General features: G+C 62.7%; 16 protein-coding genes and 1 pseudogene. 10 read left to right on the top strand and 7 right to left on the bottom strand.

Annotation, left to right across the window (positions count from 1 at the left end; genetic code table 11):
• Positions 1–174 precede the first annotated feature (174 nt).
• Positions 175–576 (top strand): hypothetical protein, encoded by a 402-nt coding sequence (locus tag NCS28_RS29735; RefSeq protein WP_250517375.1) that lies wholly within the window; start codon positions 175–177, stop codon positions 574–576.
• A gap of 429 nt (positions 577–1,005) precedes the next feature.
• Here the strand turns inward: NCS28_RS29735 and NCS28_RS29730 are convergent.
• Positions 1,006–1,359, bottom strand: a pseudogene (locus NCS28_RS29730) (transposase); the annotation flags it as partial.
• A 354-nt stretch (positions 1,360–1,713) separates the two neighbouring features.
• On the opposite strand from NCS28_RS29730, the gene NCS28_RS29725 reads away from it, so the two are divergent.
• Positions 1,714–3,894, top strand: a complete 2,181-nt coding sequence (locus tag NCS28_RS29725; RefSeq protein ID WP_250517374.1) for a TonB-dependent siderophore receptor — start codon at positions 1,714–1,716, stop codon at positions 3,892–3,894.
• Between the two features lie 598 nt (positions 3,895–4,492).
• Here the strand turns inward: NCS28_RS29725 and NCS28_RS29715 are convergent.
• From NCS28_RS29715 to NCS28_RS29705, 3 genes are read right to left on the bottom strand one after another with little or no spacing between them, the layout of a single operon-like run.
• On the bottom strand, positions 4,493–5,287 hold the full coding sequence (locus NCS28_RS29715; protein WP_250517373.1) for a 4'-phosphopantetheinyl transferase family protein: 795 nt from the start codon (positions 5,285–5,287) through the stop codon (positions 4,493–4,495).
• 5 nt (positions 5,288–5,292) lie between these two features.
• Positions 5,293–5,760, bottom strand: coding sequence for a hypothetical protein (locus NCS28_RS29710; RefSeq protein WP_250517372.1), 468 nt, complete (start codon positions 5,758–5,760; stop codon positions 5,293–5,295).
• Positions 5,761–5,805: 45 nt separating this feature from the next.
• Positions 5,806–6,453 carry a nitroreductase family protein gene (locus NCS28_RS29705; protein WP_250517371.1) on the bottom strand — a complete coding sequence of 216 codons (648 nt, stop codon included), beginning with the start codon at positions 6,451–6,453 and terminating at the stop codon, positions 5,806–5,808.
• A 177-nt stretch (positions 6,454–6,630) separates the two neighbouring features.
• Here NCS28_RS29705 and NCS28_RS29700 point away from each other — a divergent pair, with 177 nt between their 5' ends.
• Positions 6,631–7,497: an MOSC domain-containing protein gene (locus NCS28_RS29700; RefSeq protein WP_250517370.1), complete on the top strand. Its 867-nt coding sequence runs from the start codon at positions 6,631–6,633 to the stop codon at positions 7,495–7,497.
• Here the strand turns inward: NCS28_RS29700 and NCS28_RS29695 are convergent.
• The 3 genes from NCS28_RS29695 to NCS28_RS29685 are packed head-to-tail and all read right to left on the bottom strand — an operon-like array spanning position 7,494 to position 12,026.
• Positions 7,494–8,852 carry an efflux transporter outer membrane subunit gene (locus NCS28_RS29695; protein WP_250517369.1) on the bottom strand — a complete coding sequence of 453 codons (1,359 nt, stop codon included), beginning with the start codon at positions 8,850–8,852 and terminating at the stop codon, positions 7,494–7,496. The genes NCS28_RS29700 and NCS28_RS29695 overlap by 4 nt on opposite strands.
• 22 nt (positions 8,853–8,874) lie before the next feature.
• Positions 8,875–10,848: a MacB family efflux pump subunit gene (locus NCS28_RS29690; protein ID WP_250517368.1), complete on the bottom strand. Its 1,974-nt coding sequence runs from the start codon at positions 10,846–10,848 to the stop codon at positions 8,875–8,877.
• Positions 10,842–12,026 (bottom strand): efflux RND transporter periplasmic adaptor subunit, encoded by a 1,185-nt coding sequence (locus NCS28_RS29685; protein WP_250517367.1) that lies wholly within the window; start codon positions 12,024–12,026, stop codon positions 10,842–10,844. Before NCS28_RS29685 ends, NCS28_RS29690 begins: the two co-directional genes overlap by 7 nt.
• Before the next feature lie 19 nt (positions 12,027–12,045).
• On the opposite strand from NCS28_RS29685, the gene NCS28_RS29680 reads away from it, so the two are divergent.
• The 7 genes from NCS28_RS29680 to NCS28_RS29650 all read left to right on the top strand — a co-directional run.
• Positions 12,046–12,273, top strand: coding sequence for a hypothetical protein (locus NCS28_RS29680; protein WP_250517366.1), 228 nt, complete (start codon positions 12,046–12,048; stop codon positions 12,271–12,273).
• Positions 12,274–12,441: 168 nt separating this feature from the next.
• Complete coding sequence (locus NCS28_RS29675; protein ID WP_250517365.1) at positions 12,442–12,678, top strand: MbtH family protein; 237 nt, start codon at positions 12,442–12,444, stop codon at positions 12,676–12,678.
• Between the two features lie 3 nt (positions 12,679–12,681).
• Positions 12,682–13,458 carry a thioesterase II family protein gene (locus NCS28_RS29670; RefSeq protein ID WP_250517364.1) on the top strand — a complete coding sequence of 259 codons (777 nt, stop codon included), beginning with the start codon at positions 12,682–12,684 and terminating at the stop codon, positions 13,456–13,458.
• A complete protein-coding gene (locus NCS28_RS29665) occupies positions 13,446–14,420 on the top strand; it encodes a TauD/TfdA family dioxygenase (RefSeq protein ID WP_250517363.1) in 975 nt (324 codons plus the stop codon). The genes NCS28_RS29670 and NCS28_RS29665 overlap by 13 nt, the downstream gene beginning before the upstream one ends.
• Positions 14,421–14,492: 72 nt before the next feature.
• Positions 14,493–15,923 (top strand): cupin domain-containing protein, encoded by a 1,431-nt coding sequence (locus NCS28_RS29660; protein WP_250517362.1) that lies wholly within the window; start codon positions 14,493–14,495, stop codon positions 15,921–15,923.
• A gap of 247 nt (positions 15,924–16,170) precedes the next feature.
• Positions 16,171–17,133, top strand: a complete 963-nt coding sequence (locus tag NCS28_RS29655; RefSeq protein ID WP_250517376.1) for a YqcI/YcgG family protein — start codon at positions 16,171–16,173, stop codon at positions 17,131–17,133.
• Positions 17,134–17,168: 35 nt separating this feature from the next.
• A partial coding sequence (locus NCS28_RS29650) for a condensation domain-containing protein (RefSeq protein WP_250517361.1) occupies positions 17,169–18,610 on the top strand: 1,442 nt, incomplete at its 3' end.

The raw sequence follows: 18,610 nt of genomic DNA, 5'->3' as shown, positions 1-18,610 counted from the left end.
AACGCGCTGGTTCCGTCCGGATTCGTGATGGCGAGCGTGCCCGGAATATAGGTTTCCTTGTCGACGATGGCGGCGCCCCCATCGGTGACGATCGATATCGCCGGCAACGCGAGATTCACGGCGGCCGCTGGCGTGGAGGCTCCGACGTCGGCAGCCGGAGTGCTGGCTCCGTCCGTGTTGCTCGCAAGCGGTGCCGATGCGCCGGACTCGGTCGGGACCGAGGTTTCCGAAGCTGTCCCGTTGCTTTGCGGCAATGTTGACGTCGGCGCCGATGTTGACGTCGACGATCCGTCCGACGTTCCGCCGCCACATGCGCTCAGAGAAAGTACGACGAAAAGCGCGCATGCGTGTCTGATGACATGGCGCGTCGAGATTGCTCCGGTGCTGCGATGGGCTCGGGACATGCTTTTCCTCAGATGTGATGCGGCGATGTCTTTGCGTGACAATTCCGTGAATATAGGACTTCAATCGGATGTTCACAAAAACATTGCTTTTTTCTTACATCGAGGCGTGCTTTTTACCGAGCGGGCTGCGCGCAGCGAGCGTGCGTGGTTAGAAAGTTGCAGCCTGCTTTGAGATGACCGACGCATAAAAAGGTCGCCTGGCCTCCGCACAGATCGAATACCGCCGCCGTGCTGAAGGCGCATTCCTTGGACGCGAGCCAGGCAATCATCGAAGCGGCTTCGTCGGCAAAAGCAGGCGGCGCATGGGCACCCTCGCGAACAGGTGCTCGACCTGTTGCCGGGACATCGTGGCCCGTTGTCGGTACACCTGCGGAGACAGATTCCACGTTGTGCCGCAACCACCCGTGATGCCCGCGCTGTTCATGAGCGCATCTAGCGCGCCGAACGTATCGCTTCCCATGGTTGTGACGACAAACCCGTCAACCCATCCGGACATCGACAGTTCGAGATTAATTCGCTTTTAGATTCAGTTATTCACGCTTGCGGGCTGTGCCTGGCCAACCCGCTTGCGACAATTCATGGGGTAAAGGTCGCCGTTTCAATGGCTCAACATTGTGCGCAGATATGTATCACCACGTTTGCTCATAGCCAGAAGATTCTGCTTGCCGCCGCTGGAATGTTGACAAGGCACAAGGTCCAACCATGCAGCAAGCTGCCCACAGTTGTCGAAGTTCTTTGCGTCACCGATGGTCGCGACTAGGGCTGTTGCTGTGAGGCGTCCAATTCCCATTACCTTCTCAAGACGCTGGCTTGCCTCATTGTCGCAGTGCCAGGCTTTGATCGCAGCTTCAATCTCGTCGATATGGCGATGCAGTACCTGCAGATGCTCAAGAAGCCGGTTGATCAATAGGCGAAACGAGCCAGGTAGCGCGTTGCTGGCATCTTCGATCAATTCGCGCTTTTGCAAGGGATAGCCGTTTCGGCGTTTTGCAGAGAGTCAACCGCGATAAGCGATGAACCGCGTGCCAAATACCGCAGCGGAAACGCCGTAAAGTTGACGCCGTTGCCGGCCAGCGTTTGATCCACACCCGTGACTCGCACGGAGAGAAGGCTCGCTGAAGTCATTGCCCTCCAGTCACAGTTTTGCTAACGGCGGGGAAACGTGGGCTCGTCGGGGCGAACCTCGCCGCTTTGCTCGGACCAATTTGCTCGAATGATTTCTTTACAAAGAGAAAACGTCCTGTAACAATGCGATCGCGAATCAAAACGATTCTCATTCAAGTATGAAATCACATCCAAGAGAAAGAGCATGAAAGTAGGTACGACGAGGCTCGCCGCAATGCGGCCACTGAAAATGGCCGTGCTGCTGCTGTTCTCGGCGGCGCCGCTCGCTTACGCCCAATCGACGGACTCCGTGCCCGATGCGTCGAGCACACCTGCGGAAAGCACGCTGCCCGCAGTGAAGGTCACGGCGCAGAACGTCGACGAGCCGTATGGTCCGACGAAAGGCTACGTCGCGACGGAGTCGGCTGCGATGAAGGGCACGCCTTCGCTGCTCGAATCGCCGCAGTCCGTTTCCGTCGTCACGCGCGAGCAGATGGATCAGCAGAACGCGCAGACGCTCAATGCCGCCGTGCGCTACGTCTCGGGCGTGACGCCTGAAACGCGTGGCGGCATCGCGACGCGCTACGACATGCTGAAGGTGCGCGGCTTCGACGCAGACAAATACTGGAACGGCCTCAAGCTGCTCGACAATGCGTGGTACGCGGTGCCGCAGATCGACCCGTACATGATGGAGCGTATCGAGGTGCTCAAGGGCCCGGTGTCCGTGCTCTACGGCCAGGCGGCGGCGGGCGGCCTGCTCGATCAGGAAAGCAAGATGCCGACGGTCGTGCCGCTGCACGAAGTGGGCATCGAGTTCGGCAACTACGCGCACAAGGCGGCCAAGTTCGATTTCTCCGGACCGATTGCGGGCGATGACCGCTATCTGTACCGCATCACCGGTATCGCGCGTTCGGAAGACGGGCAGGTGCAATCGACGTACAACAAGCGCGTCGCGATCGCGCCGTCGTTCACGTGGCGGCCCGATAACAAGACCTCGCTCACGCTGTACGGCCTGTATCAGCATGATCCGCGCAGCACCTCATACGGTAGCGTGCCGCCGCAAGGCACGGTGCTCTACAACCCGAACGGCAAGCTGCCGAGCGACTTCTACGACGGCGACCATAACTTCGAAAGCTTCAATCGCGTGGAGGAAGCGATCGGCTACCGGTTCGACCGCAAGCTCAACAACGCGTGGACGTTCCGCTCGAACGGCCGCCTGCTGCATCTCGCGCAGGATTACAAGAGCGTCTATGCGAGCAGTCTCGAAGACGACCTGCGCACGCTCGATCGCGGCACGGCGGCGTCGAAGGACAACCTGAACACGGTCTCGCTCGACAATCAGCTTGAAGGCAATTTCTCGACCGGTCAGATCGATCATACGGTGCTGTTCGGATTCGACTATCAGCATTACGCGAGCAATTTCGACGCGGGCTTCGGCACCGCGCCGACACTCGACATGTTCGCGCCGAACTACAACCAGGCGATCACGCCGCCGGATCGCTATCACCAGGTGCTGAGCGGCACGCAGTACGGCATCTATGCGCAGGATCAGGCGCGCTGGGGCAATGTGATCCTCACGCTCGGCGGACGCGAGGACTGGGCGAGCAGCGACTCGAACAACACGACTTACGGTATCGTCTCGCATCAGTTCGATCGCGCGTTCACGTTCCGCGGTGGTCTGACCTACGTGTTCGACAGCGGCATCGCGCCGTACTTCAGCTATACCGAATCGTTCACGCCACAAGCGGGCGTTGATATCAACGGCCAACAGTTTTCGCCCGAGCGCGGACGCCAGTACGAAGTCGGCGTGAAGTTCCAGCCGAAGGGCTACAACGCGTTCTTCTCGGCCGCGCTGTTCGATCTGACGCGCAAGAACCTGCTGACCGTCAATGCGGACAACCCGAACTTCCAGTCGGCGGTCGGCGAGGCGAGATCGCTCGGCGTCGAACTGGAGGCGAAGGCGAGCCTCACGGATTCGCTGAACGTCACGGCGAGCTACACGTATCTCAACACGAAGTACACGAAGGACAACAGCGGGCTCGAAGGAAAGTTCCTTCCCGCCATCCCACAAAATCAGGCTTCATTGTGGGGCTATTACACGATCAATCGTGGGCCGCTCGCCGGTCTCTCGATGGGTGCGGGCGGACGCTACACGGGCACGACCTATAGCAGCGACAACAGCTTCAAGGTGTCGAGCTTCTTCCTCGTGGACGCCACGCTGCGCTACGACCTCGGACGCGCGGCGGCGCAGTTGAAGGGCGCGGAGCTTTATGTAAACGCGCAGAACCTTTTCAACAAGGAATATGTCGCATCGTGCTACTACGGCAGTTGGTGCGCGTTCGGCTACGGACGTCAGGTGTTCGCGGGCATGAACTATCACTGGTAAGTATTGGTCGCAACCAACGCTGCACGGCGTCTTCGATACGGCGTCGTGCGTAGAATCAATATGGTCGCATCCCTGGTGTTAGGGGCGACGACAGGTTATCTGCAGCCGTAATATGGTCTTTGAGAAAAGGGAACTGGCTCGTTGATAGTTGACGCTTGGAAGAAAGCGCGCTGACGCGGGCCGCTTTCTGCGCAAACTATTCCGGCAGCGGCGCCGGCGCATAGTAACTCACTCTTCAGTTCGGTCAACAGCCCGCGATTCAGATCGCGGCTGTCCTCAGGTTGAAATTTCGTGGGTTCGCAGCACAACGCTCTGACCTGCCACAGGCACTCCGCCTCGATCGGGAGGATTCTCACGATACCCGTGCGTCGCCTAATTTCCTCGTTTAGGTCCTACAGCATGTTAGCCGACTTCACATGCTCCTGACGCGCGGCAATCGGTAGAGCGCCAGCGCCTCGGTAAGGTTGTACTTTAGCTCAGACCAGGATGCCGGATTCGATGCTGAGGCCAACGGACGCGTACCGTGACCCGCGTCAACGCTCGCAATTCGTCACGCTCACAGAATTTCCCTATCGTTGCTTCGTCCGAAATGGAACGTTCAACGCTTCAATGCATAATCAGTGCTGCCGGCCCAACCATAGGCGTGTACTCGTCCGATGGGATAAGGCGCAGATAAGGCCAGGAGGTTTGAGCCTGGCATCGGCAGATCCAATACGTGCCATCGTCCTTCGGCGCAGGCGTCGAAGAGATAGGCCGCGTGGCGATCGTCGAACATCACGTCGTGAGGGTCTTCTATTTGCGCGCTGATGCCCGCGTGAAGCAGGCTGAGTTGCCGCACGTGGGCACGGGCTCTCGGCGTCTCTTCAGTCGCTCCGTGCATGTCACTGCCTCGATAAGCGGCGGCTGCAGAGGCAAGTCCAATGGGCGAGCGTGACACGCCGATTATCGTCCAGAGACCCACGTGAGCGACGGCAATCGAGAGGTCGCCGTGCCGAGGTGCCAGTCTGACTCGTCCATCTGTGTCCTCGGAAAGCTCGATCTCCGCCGCGCTTATTCCGGTCAGGCCGGACAGAATTCGCCGAAGCAAAGCACGTTCGATGGCGAAGCGTTTGCTGAGCGGCGATTTCGGAAAGCGGGCGACACGCGCTGTCTCGATCGTTGAAAGACTTGCCATTCCCTCGATTCGCGAAATCCGCTTCCACTCGGTGCGCAGGCGCCATAAGCAGACCGTTACGCTACCGGACAGGAGCACGTCGGGCTCAGGATGAAGATCCATCGGATGGCCGATAAAACGAGGCGCTTCGCTTCGCCACACATTGCTTGCAGCCGAGTCACCGTCCGTTGCATTGCCGAATTGCATGTCGGCAATCTGAAGCATCGTGATTTCAGTCATCTCGCTCAATGGAAATAGGTGACGCGGCGCGCGCGCTTGCTCACGATCACACCTGCATCGAACAACATCATCGCGAACCAGTGAGCGACATTGGCAAGGCGATGAGTGGTGGAACCGGAAAACCGGTCAGTGAATAAGGTATGAGCCGCCGTTCGTTCGTTCGACTGAAAGCAGGCGATAGTCTGAAGTAGGCAGGCTTCGTCGCCGGCGACTTCCAGAGAGCAACGGCATCGTATGTCCAGTGGAGGGCCCGCAATTTTCGCCAGTTCCGACATGAACATGTCGAAGCAATGCAGGCCATTGTGCGTCGTCCCGCTCTCGCTCAGCACATCGCGCCAGGACTTTCTGCCACGCACGGCATCGCAGTGCGGTCGAAACCAGGCACGAACCGCGTCGATCACGATTTGATCGTTCGAGTCGGAACAGTGTGCAAGCGTGTCGTCGAGAAGAGAGTTTTCCCGCATCTGAAGCATGCCGATACTCATTGTCGTGTTTTCACGGGCACCATTGAAGAAGGTCTATGACTCGATGCCGGTCCATTCGCGCAGGTGCACGCCGCGCTCGGGCCGCTTGATGTGTTTGGCCGCCGATCCAGGCGTGCCCACGAATAGAAAGCCTAAAAGCTGCTCCGAGGCCTGAAAACCCAGCGCGCTGCGTAGTGCGGTATCGTAGGCATCGGGGCCGGTCGCCCAGAATCCGCCGTAACCGAGCGCATGGATCGCGTTGAGCATGTTCATCGTCGCGGCGCCGACCGACAGCAATTGCTCGATCTCCGGAATGTGCGATTCCGCGGATACCGACGCGCCCAATGCAATGATCATTGGGGCCGCGTGTGCTCGTTGCCGCCGATGTTCATGTGTTTGCGGGGGGTCATCCGGCTCACGCGCGCGCGCTACATCGACGAGCACCCGCCCGAGCGCCTCGCGCGCGGCGCCGCGCACGACGACGAAACGCCACGGGCGCAGACGGCCGTGATCGGGCGCGCACAACGCAGCATCGACGATCAGGGAAAGCTCATCGTCGTTGGGCGCGGGTTCGATGAGGGGCCAGCGTGACTGACGAGTGAGCAGCGATTGCAGCACGGTGTGTCCGTCGCACTTCGCAGCCTCGCTTGCTGTAGCGGCGTGCTTCTGTTGTGTGTCCTTAGGAAACAAAACAGTGTTCATGTTCGACCTTGAGTCTCGCGGGAAAGTGAAAACAGATGATCGGGCATTTTGTTATTAAATGCAAATCATTCGCATTTACATAAAGGTTACAGTTTGTCGGATGCCTTGCGGGACGTGGCTTGCAGAAGGAAATTGGCCGCGTGACAATCCACAGACTTCAATCGGCAAAGCGTCCGTATGCCTCTTCTCAGCGCGCTATTCGTCTATCCGGTGAAATCGTGTGGCGCGATCTCCTTGCCCCACGCACGTGTCGAACCGCACGGACTACCTTGGGATCGTCACTGGATGGTCATCGACGGTAATGGCACGTTCGTATCGCAACGTACTTTTCCCGCCATGGCGCGCATTCGCCCGCAACTGACCGAACGTGCGCTCGTGCTGAACGTTCACAACACTGCTGCGTCGCTCGACGTTCCGTTTGAAGCCTCGACGGTGCGCGAGCGCGTGGGCGTGAGTGTCTGGCAGGATCACTTCATGGCGCGTGATGAAGGCGATACCGCCGCCCGATGGTTTTCGCAGATCCTCGGCGCGTCCGTGCGCCTCGTTCGTTTCGACGATGACGTCATGCGCCTCGCGAGCAAAACCTGGACGCTCGACGCCGATGCGCCGACGCAATTTGCCGATGGCTTCCCGCTGCTCGTGACGAACCAGGCTTCGCTCGACGAGCTCAACGCGCGTCTCGAAAGCAAGGGTGCACAGGCGATTCCGATGGACCGCTTTCGGCCCAACATCGTGCTGAGCGGGCTCGAAGCGTTCGAGGAGGATTTCATCGAGACGCTGACGATCGGCGGCGTCGTGCTGCGCATCGTGAAGCCGTGCGCGCGGTGTCCGATCACGACGATCGATCAGGGGCACGGTACGCGCGACGCGCGCTGGCCGAACGAACCGCTCGACACATTACTCGGCTGGCGTGCGAATCCGCGCGTCGACGGTGGCCTTACGTTCGGGCAGAACGCGATCATCGTAGAGGGGGTCGGCGGCGAATTGCAGGTCGGCGCGCAGGCGGGGGTCGAATTTGCGTTTGCCGACGACGTCCCCGATTAGGGCGTCGCGCTCCATCCGCCGCCCAGCGCGCGATACGTCGACACTGCCGTCTGCAGCCGCGCGAGATGCAACTGCACCCGCTCGTCTTCGGCGGCGTAGAGCGTGCGTTGCGCATCGAGGACCGTGAGCGCTGTTTCCGCGCCGGCCCGATAACGGCTTTGCGCGAGCTCCAGTGTATGGCGGGCCTCGCGCAACTCGTCGTCCTGTGCGAGTGTTTGCGCGTCCGCGCCGGCGCTCGCGTTGAGTGTCCGGTCCACGTCCGCGAAAGCCGCGACGATCGCCTTCCTGTATGCCGCGAGCAGTTCCTCCTGCTGCGCGAGCGCGAGATCTTGCCCGGCAGCGAGCGTGCCTGCGTTGAAGATCGGTGCGGTCAGACCCGCGGCGACGGTATAGAGCGGATTTTCGAAGATGCGCTGGATGCGGTCTCCGCCCGTGCCCACTGAGGCGGTCAGCGTCACGGTCGGGAACATCGCCGCGCGTGCGGCGGCGACATCCGCATGTGCGGCGGCGAGTTGTGCTTCCGAATAGGCGATATCGGGCCTGCGCGTCAGAAGCGATGAGGGCAAACCGGCATCGACGGCCGGCGCACGCAGCGCGTCGAGCGAATGCGTCGAGACGGTAAATTCTGAGGACGGCACGCCGAGCAAGGTCGCGAGCGATGCTTCGCTGTCGTTGCCCTGCTGATGGATCGCGGCGACCGCGCGCAGTTGCGTTGCCACCAGCGTGCGCTGCTGCGCGACGTCGAGCGCGGTCACAAAGCCAGCACGGAATTGCGATTCGACGTTGCGCAGAATGCTGCGCGCCGTGTCCAGGTTGCGTGTGGCGATCGCCTCACGCTCGCGCAGAGCGACCGTCTGCAGCCACGCATTCGCGACGTCCGCTGTCAGCGTGAGCTGCGCGGTCGCACGATCGAACTCGGATGCGCGCACGCGAGCGATGGCCGCATCGCTCGTTGCGCGATTCTTGCCCCAGAAGTCGATTTCATAGCTCGCTAGCAAGCCCAAGTCGAAGGCGCTGCCGCCCGGCAGCGTGTCATTGACCATGAACCCGCCCTGACGGCTCGCATCGGCGAATCCACTGACGTTGGGAACCAGCGCGGCGCCCGCGATCGTTGCGTTCGCACGAGCCTGCTTCACGCGAGCGAGCGCGGCGGCGATGTCGTAGTTGCCCGATTCCGCCTGCGCGATGAACCGGTCCAGTTCGTCGCTGCCGAAACCGTGCCACCAGCCGGCGGTGACCGGATCGCCGTTCGACGAACCGGACGCATAGCGATACATCGCGGGAACCGGGACGTCGGCTGCGGGCGGCGGCGCATGGCTCAGGCATCCACCGAGCGTAGTGAAGAGGGCCAACATGAGAGATCGTTTCATCGCGCCCTCACTCGCTCGACAGTGCCACGACCGGGTCCAGCCGCGCTGCCTTGCGCGCCGGCATGAAGCCGAAGATCAGGCCGGTGAAAAGCGCGCACGCGAAAGCGCCGAGAATCGCGCGAACGGAGAAGATCGTCGGGACATTCGCGGCGATCAGCACCGCGCCAATCAGCACGCCGATGAGCACCCCCAGGGCCCCGCCGATGCCCGATACGAGCGTCGCTTCGGTGAGAAACTGGCGCAGGATGTCGCGTCGCCGCGCGCCTGTCGCAATACGAATGCCGATCTCGCGCGTACGCTCTTTCACGGTCATCAACATGATGTTCATCACGCCGATGCCGCCGACGACGAGCGAGATGCCCGCGATTAGCCCTAGCATCAGCGTGAGCATGTCCTGCGTTTCGCTCTGCGCCTTCACGGAAGCCGCGCGATTGTAGATCTGGAAATCGCGCACGTGATGCGCCCGCTCCAGCATCGCGCCGATTTGCTGTGCGGTGTCAGCGGCCAGATCGAGCTGATCGATCAGCACCGAGATCCACGACAGATGCGTGGTGCCGAGTACGCGGCGGCTGCCGGTCGAGTAGGGGACGAGTATCACGTCGTCGTCGTCGGCGTCGCCCGAGGTCGCGCCTTTCTCTTCGAGCTCGCCGATCACGAGAAACGGCACGTTGTTCACGAGCACATGCTTGCCGACGGGATCGGCCGCGCCGAACAGCTTTTCGCGCACCCGCTTGCCGATGAGCGCCACGGCGGCGAGATCGCGCTCGTCGCTGGCGTCGAAGAACACGCCGCGCATGGGTTTCCAGTTCAGCACGCGCGAGGCTTCGGGGCTCACGGCCCACAGGCTCGTGCGGATATCGGCGTTGCCGGCGCGCAGCGTCACTTGGCCGGAGAGAAACGGCATCGCGACGGCGACGTTCGGCACGTGCGCGATGCGCTCGACGTCGGCGACATCGAGCGTACCGCCCGGACCGCGCGCGTTGTCGCCGCCGGGCGTCACGTACATGCGGTTCGTGCCGAAGCTCGCCATCTTGGCGATGACCTCGCGCTCCGTGCCGCGCCCAATGGCGAGCATCACGATCACCGAGGCCACGCCGATGATGATGCCGAGCAGCGTCAGCAAGGTGCGAAAGCGGTTGTTCCACACCACGCGCCACGCGGCGCGCAGCGCTTCGTGCACGTCCGCGAACACCGATGCGGTGTGCGATGCGCCTTCGGACATCGAGGCGAGCAGCGTCGTCGTGTCGAGCACGCCGGCGCGCGCGCGTTCGCCTTCGTGATAGGCGTCATGAGCGTCCGCCGAATCGGAGACGATCTGTCCGTCACGGATCTCGATGACGCGGCGCGCCTTCGCGGCGACCTGACGGTCGTGGGTGATGAGGATGATCGTGTGGCCCGCGTCCGACAGTTCGCCGAGCAGCGCCATGACTTCCGCGCCGCTCGTGGAATCGAGCGCGCCGGTGGGCTCGTCGGCGAGCAGGATATGACCGCCGTTCATCAGCGCGCGGCCGATCGATACGCGTTGCTGCTGGCCGCCCGACAACTGATTGGGCCGGTGATCGAGACGCTCGCCGAGCCCGAGCCGCGAAAGCAGTTCCGTCGCGCGCGCCCGGCGCGCCTGCGGACCCATGCCGGAATAGATCGCGGGAACCTCGACGTTCTCGCGCGCCGATTCCGTCGCGATCAGGTTGTAGCCTTGAAACACGAAGCCGAACGCTTCACGGCGCAGCCATGCGAGTTCGTCGGCATTGAAGCTCGTCACGTCCTGGCCGGCGAAACGATAGCGCCCGGACGAGGGGCGGTCGAGGCAGCCGAGGATATGCATGAGCGTCGACTTGCCCGACCCGGACGCGCCGACGATCGCAACGAATTCGCCTGCACCGATCGACAGCGACACGCCGCGCAACACATTCACGGGCGGCTCCCCGGCGCCGCCGTACGACTTGCGCACGTCGCCCAGTTCGATCAGCGGTGTCACCATTGGAACTTGCCTTCGGCGGCGCGCACGCGCCGTATGCCGGTGACGAGGCGGTCGCCCGGCGCGAGACCCGAGCGCACTTCCGCATTCAGGCGATCGCGCACGCCGACGCGAATCTGCCGCGTGACGGCACGGCCGTCGTCGAATACCTGTGCCGTGAACAGATCGTTCGATCCCGCGACGGGCGTGATCGCCGACAAGGGTGCGATCAGCACGTCATGCGCCTGTTGAGCGACGAAGAAGACCTGGGCGCTCATTTGCGGCATCAGTTGATTGCCCTGGTTTCGCACGTCGAAGAGCACCGTATACAGCACGACCTTGCCGGTGTTGATCGCATTGGCCGCAGGCGCGGCCTGTTGGTCGTTCGACGGCATGACCGCGTTCGGCGGCGCGGGCAGGATCTGCCGCACCGTGCTTGCCCAGCGACGATTGTCGGCGCCCAGCGTCGTGAAATAAACGGACATCCCGGGCTTTACCTTCAGGACATCGGCTTCGGAGACCTGCGTCCAGACGGTCATGGTCGAGAGATCGGCGATGCGCAGGATGATCGGCGTCTGATACGTCGCGTTGAGCGTCTGGCCCTCGCGGGCATCGAGCGTGACGATGGTGCCTGACATCGGCGCGTAAATCTTCGTGTAGCCGAGCTGCGCTTCGTCTCCCGACAGCGTGGCGCGCGCGCCTTCGATTTCGGCGCGCAGATCGTCCAGGGTCGCGCGCGACGATTGCAGCGCGGCGTAGGCGCTTTGCAGGTCTTCGTCGCGCGTGGAACCTTCGCTCATCATGCGCCGCTGGCGTTCGTACTGATGCTGGGAGAAAGCGAGCTTCGCCTCTTCGCCCGCGAGCTTCGCGCGCAGGCTCGTGAGTGCGGCGCGGTCCACATCGTACTTGGCCTGCTGCACACTCGGATCGATCTCGACGAGCAGTTGCCCTTTCCTCACGATATCGCCCGGCTGCACGGTGATGTGCCGAATCTCTCCTGACGCTTGCGAGCCGATGTCCACATAGCTATGGGGTTGTAGCGTACCCAGAGCGGCGACGCTCGATTCGATGTCGCCTCGCGCGAGCGTTACGGTGTCGATTTGCTCGGTTGTCCGAAATAGAAGCGCCCAGAACACAAGGGCGAGGCAGCATGCGGCGAGCAGTAGAAAGAGCCGAAGGGATCCGCGTGGCAGGCGTCTCATTGAGCGTTCGAATGTTGGGATGATCGACGGACTTACGCTGCGCGAAAAAGCAAGGGCGTCTCTGACCCCTGCGCCGTCGGCCGCTGAGTATAAACAATTCTCATTCAGCGGCAAACAGGGCGATGCACCCGAGCTCTCCCATGCCGAAACCGAACGTTCGGATCGCGTGGATTCGCGCGGCTTTGCCCGCCAGAGTGAAAATCGATTTCGCACAAAATGTCTTGACAATCGACTGCCCGAGAACTAACTTTCGCTGTCGAAATAGGAACCATTCTCGTTTACACATCGTAAGCCTGCCTAAAGGTTTTGCGGCTGCCGGTCTGGGGCGTTCGCGAATCCAGGCTTTCACGGTGTTGTCATGAACCTGAATGATTTTCCAATCCGAACATAGAAAGCCGTTTTCATGGAGCAGGCGATGAGTTGGGGCGATGACAACACAGTCTTCCACGTCGTGATGAACGATGAAGAGCAGTACTCGATCTGGCCGGACTTCAAGACGATTCCGGCGGGCTGGCGCGAGGCGGGCAAATCCGGGAAGAAGGAGGAATGTCTCGCCTGGATCGACACGGTCTGGAACGACATGCGCCCGTTGAGTCTGCGCAGGCAGATGGCGGAAGACGCATCGTCGCAGACTTCGCAAGCGGGCAACTGAGCGATGACAGCTGTCATCGACGGCACGCGCGTCACGCCGGTGTCGCTGATCTGCCTGCCGCATGCGGGCGGAAATGCCCTCCTGTATCGGCGCTGGCCGCCTGGTCTCGTGCCGTGTGCGCACGTCGTCGCGCATGAGTTGCCCGGCCATGGCGCGCGGCGTGGGCTCGCACCGCACACGCGCTGGACCGAGTTGACCGACGCACTCGCGACGCAGGTCCTGTCGGAGCTCGACGCAAACGCTCCCTACGCGGTGATGGGCCACAGCATGGGCGCGCTGGTTGGTATCGAACTGATTCGCGAGATCGAGCGACGCACCGGCAGGCAGCCCGTGTGGTTCGGCGTGTCGGCATGCATTGCGCCGTCGCGGCGTGTGCACGAAGCGCACTGGCTCACGTGTTCGCGCGAAGCGATGGTCGCGAAATTGCGCGAGCTGGGCGGCACGCACGAGGCCTTGCTCGACGACCGCGAGTTTGTCGACTTCATGTTGCCGGTGCTGCGCGCGGACTTTCATCTGTGCGGCACGTATCCCGCGCAGACGCGCACCGAGCCGCTTTCATGTCCGATCGATGTCTTCATCGGCCGGGACGACGGCGCGACCGCGAATCGCGACGACGTCGCCGCGTGGGCCGACGAGACGCGCGAACGCTGCACGGTGCATCGCTTCGACGGCGGACATTTCTTTATCGACGAGCAACTGAGCGGCGTGCTGTCGATCGTGAAGGCAGCGCTTGCCGACGCGAGCGCCACACGAACCGAATGCGAATCATGGACGCATTGATCAACACTACGAAGCATGTGTTGCACGAGCGCGTGATCGAGTGCAACGGCACCCGCGTGCTCGCGCTGCGGCCACAGGCTGGCGGCGCGCTGGATGCACTCATGCCCGCGCTGCAAACGCGCATCGAGCGTGGCATGGAGGAATACGGCGGCGTGTTGCTGCGCGACTTCGATGCGCTCGGCGCCGCCGGCCTCGATGGCTTTGCGTCGCGCTTCGGCCAGACGCTGCACGCATACGAGTTCGGCTCTACGCCACGCAGCAGGATCGGCAAGGGCGTGTTCTCGTCGACGGAATATCCCGCGGATCAATGGATCGACCAGCATAACGAGCAGTCCTACACGCTGCGCTGGCCCGCCTCGATCTTCTTCTACTGCGAGATCGCCGCGGAAGAAAAGGGCGCCACGCCCGTTGCCGATAGCCGCGTCGTGTATCAGCGGCTCGATCCCGCGTTGCGGCGGCGTTTCGCTGAGCGGCAGGTCATGTACGTGCGCAACTTCGGCAACGGTCTCGACCTGCCGTGGGCGCAGGTCTTCGGTACCGACGACCGCGCCGAAGTGGAGCGTTATTGCCGTGCGAACCACATCGACTGGGAATGGCTCGACGACGGTGAAGCGCTGCGCACGCGTCAGGTGTGCCAGTCGGAGTTGAATCATCCGGCGACGGGCGAGAAGGTGTGGTTCAACCAGGCGCATCTCTTTCACGTATCGAACCTGCCCGTCGACGTGCGCGAAGCGCTGCTCGACGCCGTCGACGAGGACCGGCTGCCGCGCAACACGTACTTCGGCGATGGCACGCCGATCGACCCCGCGATGCTCGACGAGATCCGTGCGGTGTATCGCGACACCATGCTGTCGTTCGCATGGCAGCCGGGCGATGTGCTCGCGCTCGACAACGTGCTCATGTCGCATGGGCGCGCGCCGTTCAAGGGCAAGCGTCGCGTGCTCGTTGCCATGACGGGCTGAAGGCGACGACGTTCACGTTCAGGCTCATGCCCGAGCCGCAAGAGACTCACACAAGCAAAGGACATCACCATCATGACGCTGGCCGTGCCACCGCTTTTCGATTTCTCGTCCTTCGACGGGCAGAGCGAGCACTATCTCTCGCTGATCCAACAGTTCGCCGCCGCCACGCCGTTTCGCAGCGCGACCGTTGACGAACTCGTGCTCGACGGCGATTATCACCGCCGGCCCCTGCGGCCCGAAGACTTCGAATTTCTCAAGTTCAGAAAGCCGGTGCGCCGTCACAACGTGAGCCGCCTGCCGGCGCTCGCGTCGAACCGGACGCTGATGTCGATCTACGAGCTCGATGTCGCACGCCTGCCGAAGACGCCGGATGCCGGCGAGTGGGCGCGCTACGTCGATTTCTATCGCGACGACACGCGCGCGCTCGGCGCGCAGATCGTGCCGTTTCTAGAAGCCTACGCGTTCGAGCATCTCGCGCTCGACGTCGATGCCAGCGAGAGCGTCGATACGGCGGCGGCGCGTCTTTCGCGCATCGTCGACGAGGAGAGCGCATTCTGGGAGGCAAACTTCGCGCGCCTCATGCGCAACGATTATCTGGAAGAGGGCCTGCGCTTCATCATGGTGCAGCGCTGGGCGCTCGCGGTGTCTAAGCGACGTGCATTCGCGCGCGCGATGGCGAGCGGACTCATGGACTTCGTGCCCGCCGACGCGCGTCCGACGCTCAGCGGCGATCTGCCTGACGATACGCTGCTGACACGCGTCGCGGGCTTCGTCGGACTCACACGCGAGCAGCACGCGTACTGGCAGTTCTATCTGCCGACGAGTATGGCGAAGTGCAATCTGCTCTACGCGCTCGCCCGTCGGCCGGATCGCGCGTTCGCATTCGTCGGCGCGGCGTTTGCGGCCGAGGCCGAATGGCTCGCGTTCGGCATCGGACTCGAGCGGGCCTGCGCGCATCTGCAGCCGACGGGTCGCAAGCCCGCCGATCCCGCCGCGCGCTGCGCAGAGTTGGCTGAGCGTTTCACGCGTGCGTTCGGCGAAGTAACGCAACGCTACGGCGACGCGGCTCTCGCGCAGGGCGTGCAAGGCGTCGTGGCGGGCGAGCGCAGCGCCGAGCGCGGACGCTGGGATCTCGGCGAGCAACTGCGCTGGCTTTCGGCGATCCGCCGCTATGTCGAATTCGCGCATCGCATCAGCAAGCGCATCGATGCCGAGTGCCCGGACATCGATCGTGAAACCTTCGTCGAGCCGCTGGAGATGTGCTCGACGACGCATGTCCATAACGACCATCGGCTGGTGACGATCCAGGAGGGCGACATGCTGTTCTGGGGCAACGTCGGGATGCAGTTGGAGATGCATCAGGGCGACATGGTCCTGATTCCCGATGGACGCCTGCATGGATCGACGGTGACTTCGCCCGAATGTACGTATCATCAGCCGATCATTCCCGACGACTGGGTCGAAGCGCTCGTCGCCGAGCTGGACGCCAAAGCGCCCGCCTGAACCGGGCGACGGGCACGGCCCGCATTCCAGGCGCTTCCGCAGAAAGCGCCGGCATATTCACCCCACAACTTGAGCAACGTTGAACGCCCGGATGAAGGCCTGAGTGCCGGCCTTCATCCGGGCGCGGACGGTGCGCGCCGATCGTCCTCCGCCATGAACGCGGATACCACGGCGCGCGCCGTAAGGGCGGTGATGACCAACAGGAATGACAATGCAAGCACACGATGACGTCGCGCAGTTTAGCGGGATGCAATCGTCCGACGCAGCCGGCGCGGACTTCGATGCCAACGACTGGACGAGCCGGGTGATTGCCGGATGCCGGACCGGCGTGGCGGCCCATCCGCCCTCATGGCTCGCAGGCTCGTATGAGACGTTGCGCGAGCAGGTGATGCACCCCGATTATCCGTGCTTCTTCGGCACGATGGCCGAGCGGCGCGGCGAGATGTTCTACGCGTATGTGAACGGCAAGGACATCCGCGAGCTGCCCGCGACGATGCGGACCTTCGCCATGCTCGCGTCGCAGCCGCAGTATCGGCGCAACAACATTGCGGTGTTTTTCGAGCCGGACCGCGAGCCGCTTACGCACGAGGCGTATCAACGTCTCTTCTGGGAGACGCTGCAACATCTGCACGATGTCGATCCCGATCCCGAGGCGGACAACCAGCCGGACCCGTCGCAGGAGGAATGGGAGTTCTCGTTCGCGGGCGTGCAGATGTTCGTCGTGTGCGCGCTGCCGAGCTTCAAGGTGCGGCACAGCCGCAATCTGGGTCCGGGCATGGTGTTGCTGTTCCAGCCGCGCAGCGTGTTCGTCGACACGATCACGAACAAGGTCATCGGCCGCGAAGCGCGCAATCAGGTACGCAAGCGCCTCGAAACATGGGACGACGTGAGCGCGCATCCCGATCTCGGCTTCTACGGCGACCCGGGCAATCTCGAATGGAAGCAGTACTTCCTCACCGATGAAAACGTCGCCGCCGAGGACCGTTGTCCGTTTCTGAAGCGCAAGAAGGCGCAAGCCGCGAGCAGCGAGGCGCAAGTCAAAGCGCGCGGCAACGTCTATGCGCCGCAGCATGCGCCAGGACAGCGTCATGCGGACAAGGCGCGGGCGCCGCACTACGAGCACGCGGGCACGCGCCCCTCTGGCGCGGACCAGTGGCAGGCGGGCATACCGCCGCACGCGAAGGCGCGCAACGAACAGAGCGAGAGCTAATTCCCCGCAAGGCATCAGCAGGACAAGACAGACACATGAGCGACACGACCATCGCAGCCGTCCCCGATTTACTCGCCGTATCGAAGGCGTACGTGCAGTTGCCGGAAGAGAAGCGCAGACAGTTTCGCCATCAGTTGCGCGCGCGGGGCATGCAGGCATCGAGCCTGCCGATCGTGCCGTTTCCGGATCGCGGCGCGGTGTTTCCGCTTTCGCATGCGCAGGAGCGCATGTGGTTCCTGTGGAAGCTCGATCCGTCGAGCGCGGCATACAACATCACGGGCGCGGTGCGGCTGCAGGGCGCGCTCGATCGCCGCGCGGTGAGGACCGCGCTCGATCGCGTGGTCGCGCGGCATGAGAGCCTTCGCAAACATTTCATCGAAAAGGATGGCGTGCCCGTGCAGATCGCTGGCGCGACGGAGTACGCCTGGCGCGAGCTCGACATCGATATCGACATCGACGCAGATGCGCCGCTCGCCGCCGGACTCGATACGCTAAGTAATGCGCCCTTCGATCTTGAGCGCGGGCCGCTGCTGCGTGCGACGCTTCTGCGCCACGCGCCCGATGATCACGTGCTGCATGTCGCGATCCATCACATCGTGTCGGATGGCCTGTCGATGAATGTGTTCGTCGATGAGTTCGTCGCAGCTTATTGCGCCGAGTGCGGCGTTTCGCCGGGTACGCATCGCGAGGACGATGACGCGCTCATCCAATACGGCGACTACGCGGTGTGGCAGCGCGAATGGCTCGACGACGAGTCGCTCGCCGGGCAACTGAGCTATTGGCGTGCGGAGCTGGGCGGCGAGCAGCCTGTGCTCGAACTTCCGTTCGACCGTTCACGCACGGGCATGCGCGGCTCGGCGGGCGCGAGCGTGACGCGCACGATCGCAAGTGAGAGCGCAGCCGCGTTGCGCATGCTCTCCCTGGCGGCCGATGCGACGCTCTTCACGACGCTGCTCGCGACGTACCAACTGCTGCTGTCGAAATACAGCGGGCAGGAGGATATCCGCGTGGGCGTGCCGGTGTCGGGCCGCGATCGCGACGAGACCGAGCGGGTCATCGGCTTCTTCGTGAATACGCTGGTGCTGCGCGCGCAGATGAGCGACGTGTCGACGTTCGGGCAACTGCTCGCGCAAATGCGCGAGCGCACGCTGGCCGCGTATGCGCGTCAGGACGTGCCGTTTTCGCGGCTGGTGCAGGCGTTGCAGCCGCAACGCAGCTTCGGACATACGCCGCTGTTTCAGACGATGTTCAATTATCTCGGCACTGAGAGAGCGCCGTTGACGTTGCCGGGTCTGACGGTGTCGGACATCTCGTCGGAATTGCAGACCGCGCGCTTCGATCTGGTGCTGACGGCGCGTGAGCGTGGCGAAGGCCTGGAAGTGTCATTCACCTACGCACGTGATGTGTTCGATGAATCGACCGTCGCGCGCATGCTCGATCATTACGTGTCGCTGCTGGAGCAATTCGGCGCGCAAGG

This window comes from Caballeronia sp. INDeC2 (genome assembly GCF_023631325.1).
Lineage (GTDB): Bacteria > Pseudomonadota > Gammaproteobacteria > Burkholderiales > Burkholderiaceae > Caballeronia.
Note: the sequence above shows the minus strand (reverse complement) of the source record. Positions and strands in the feature narration are given on the sequence as shown.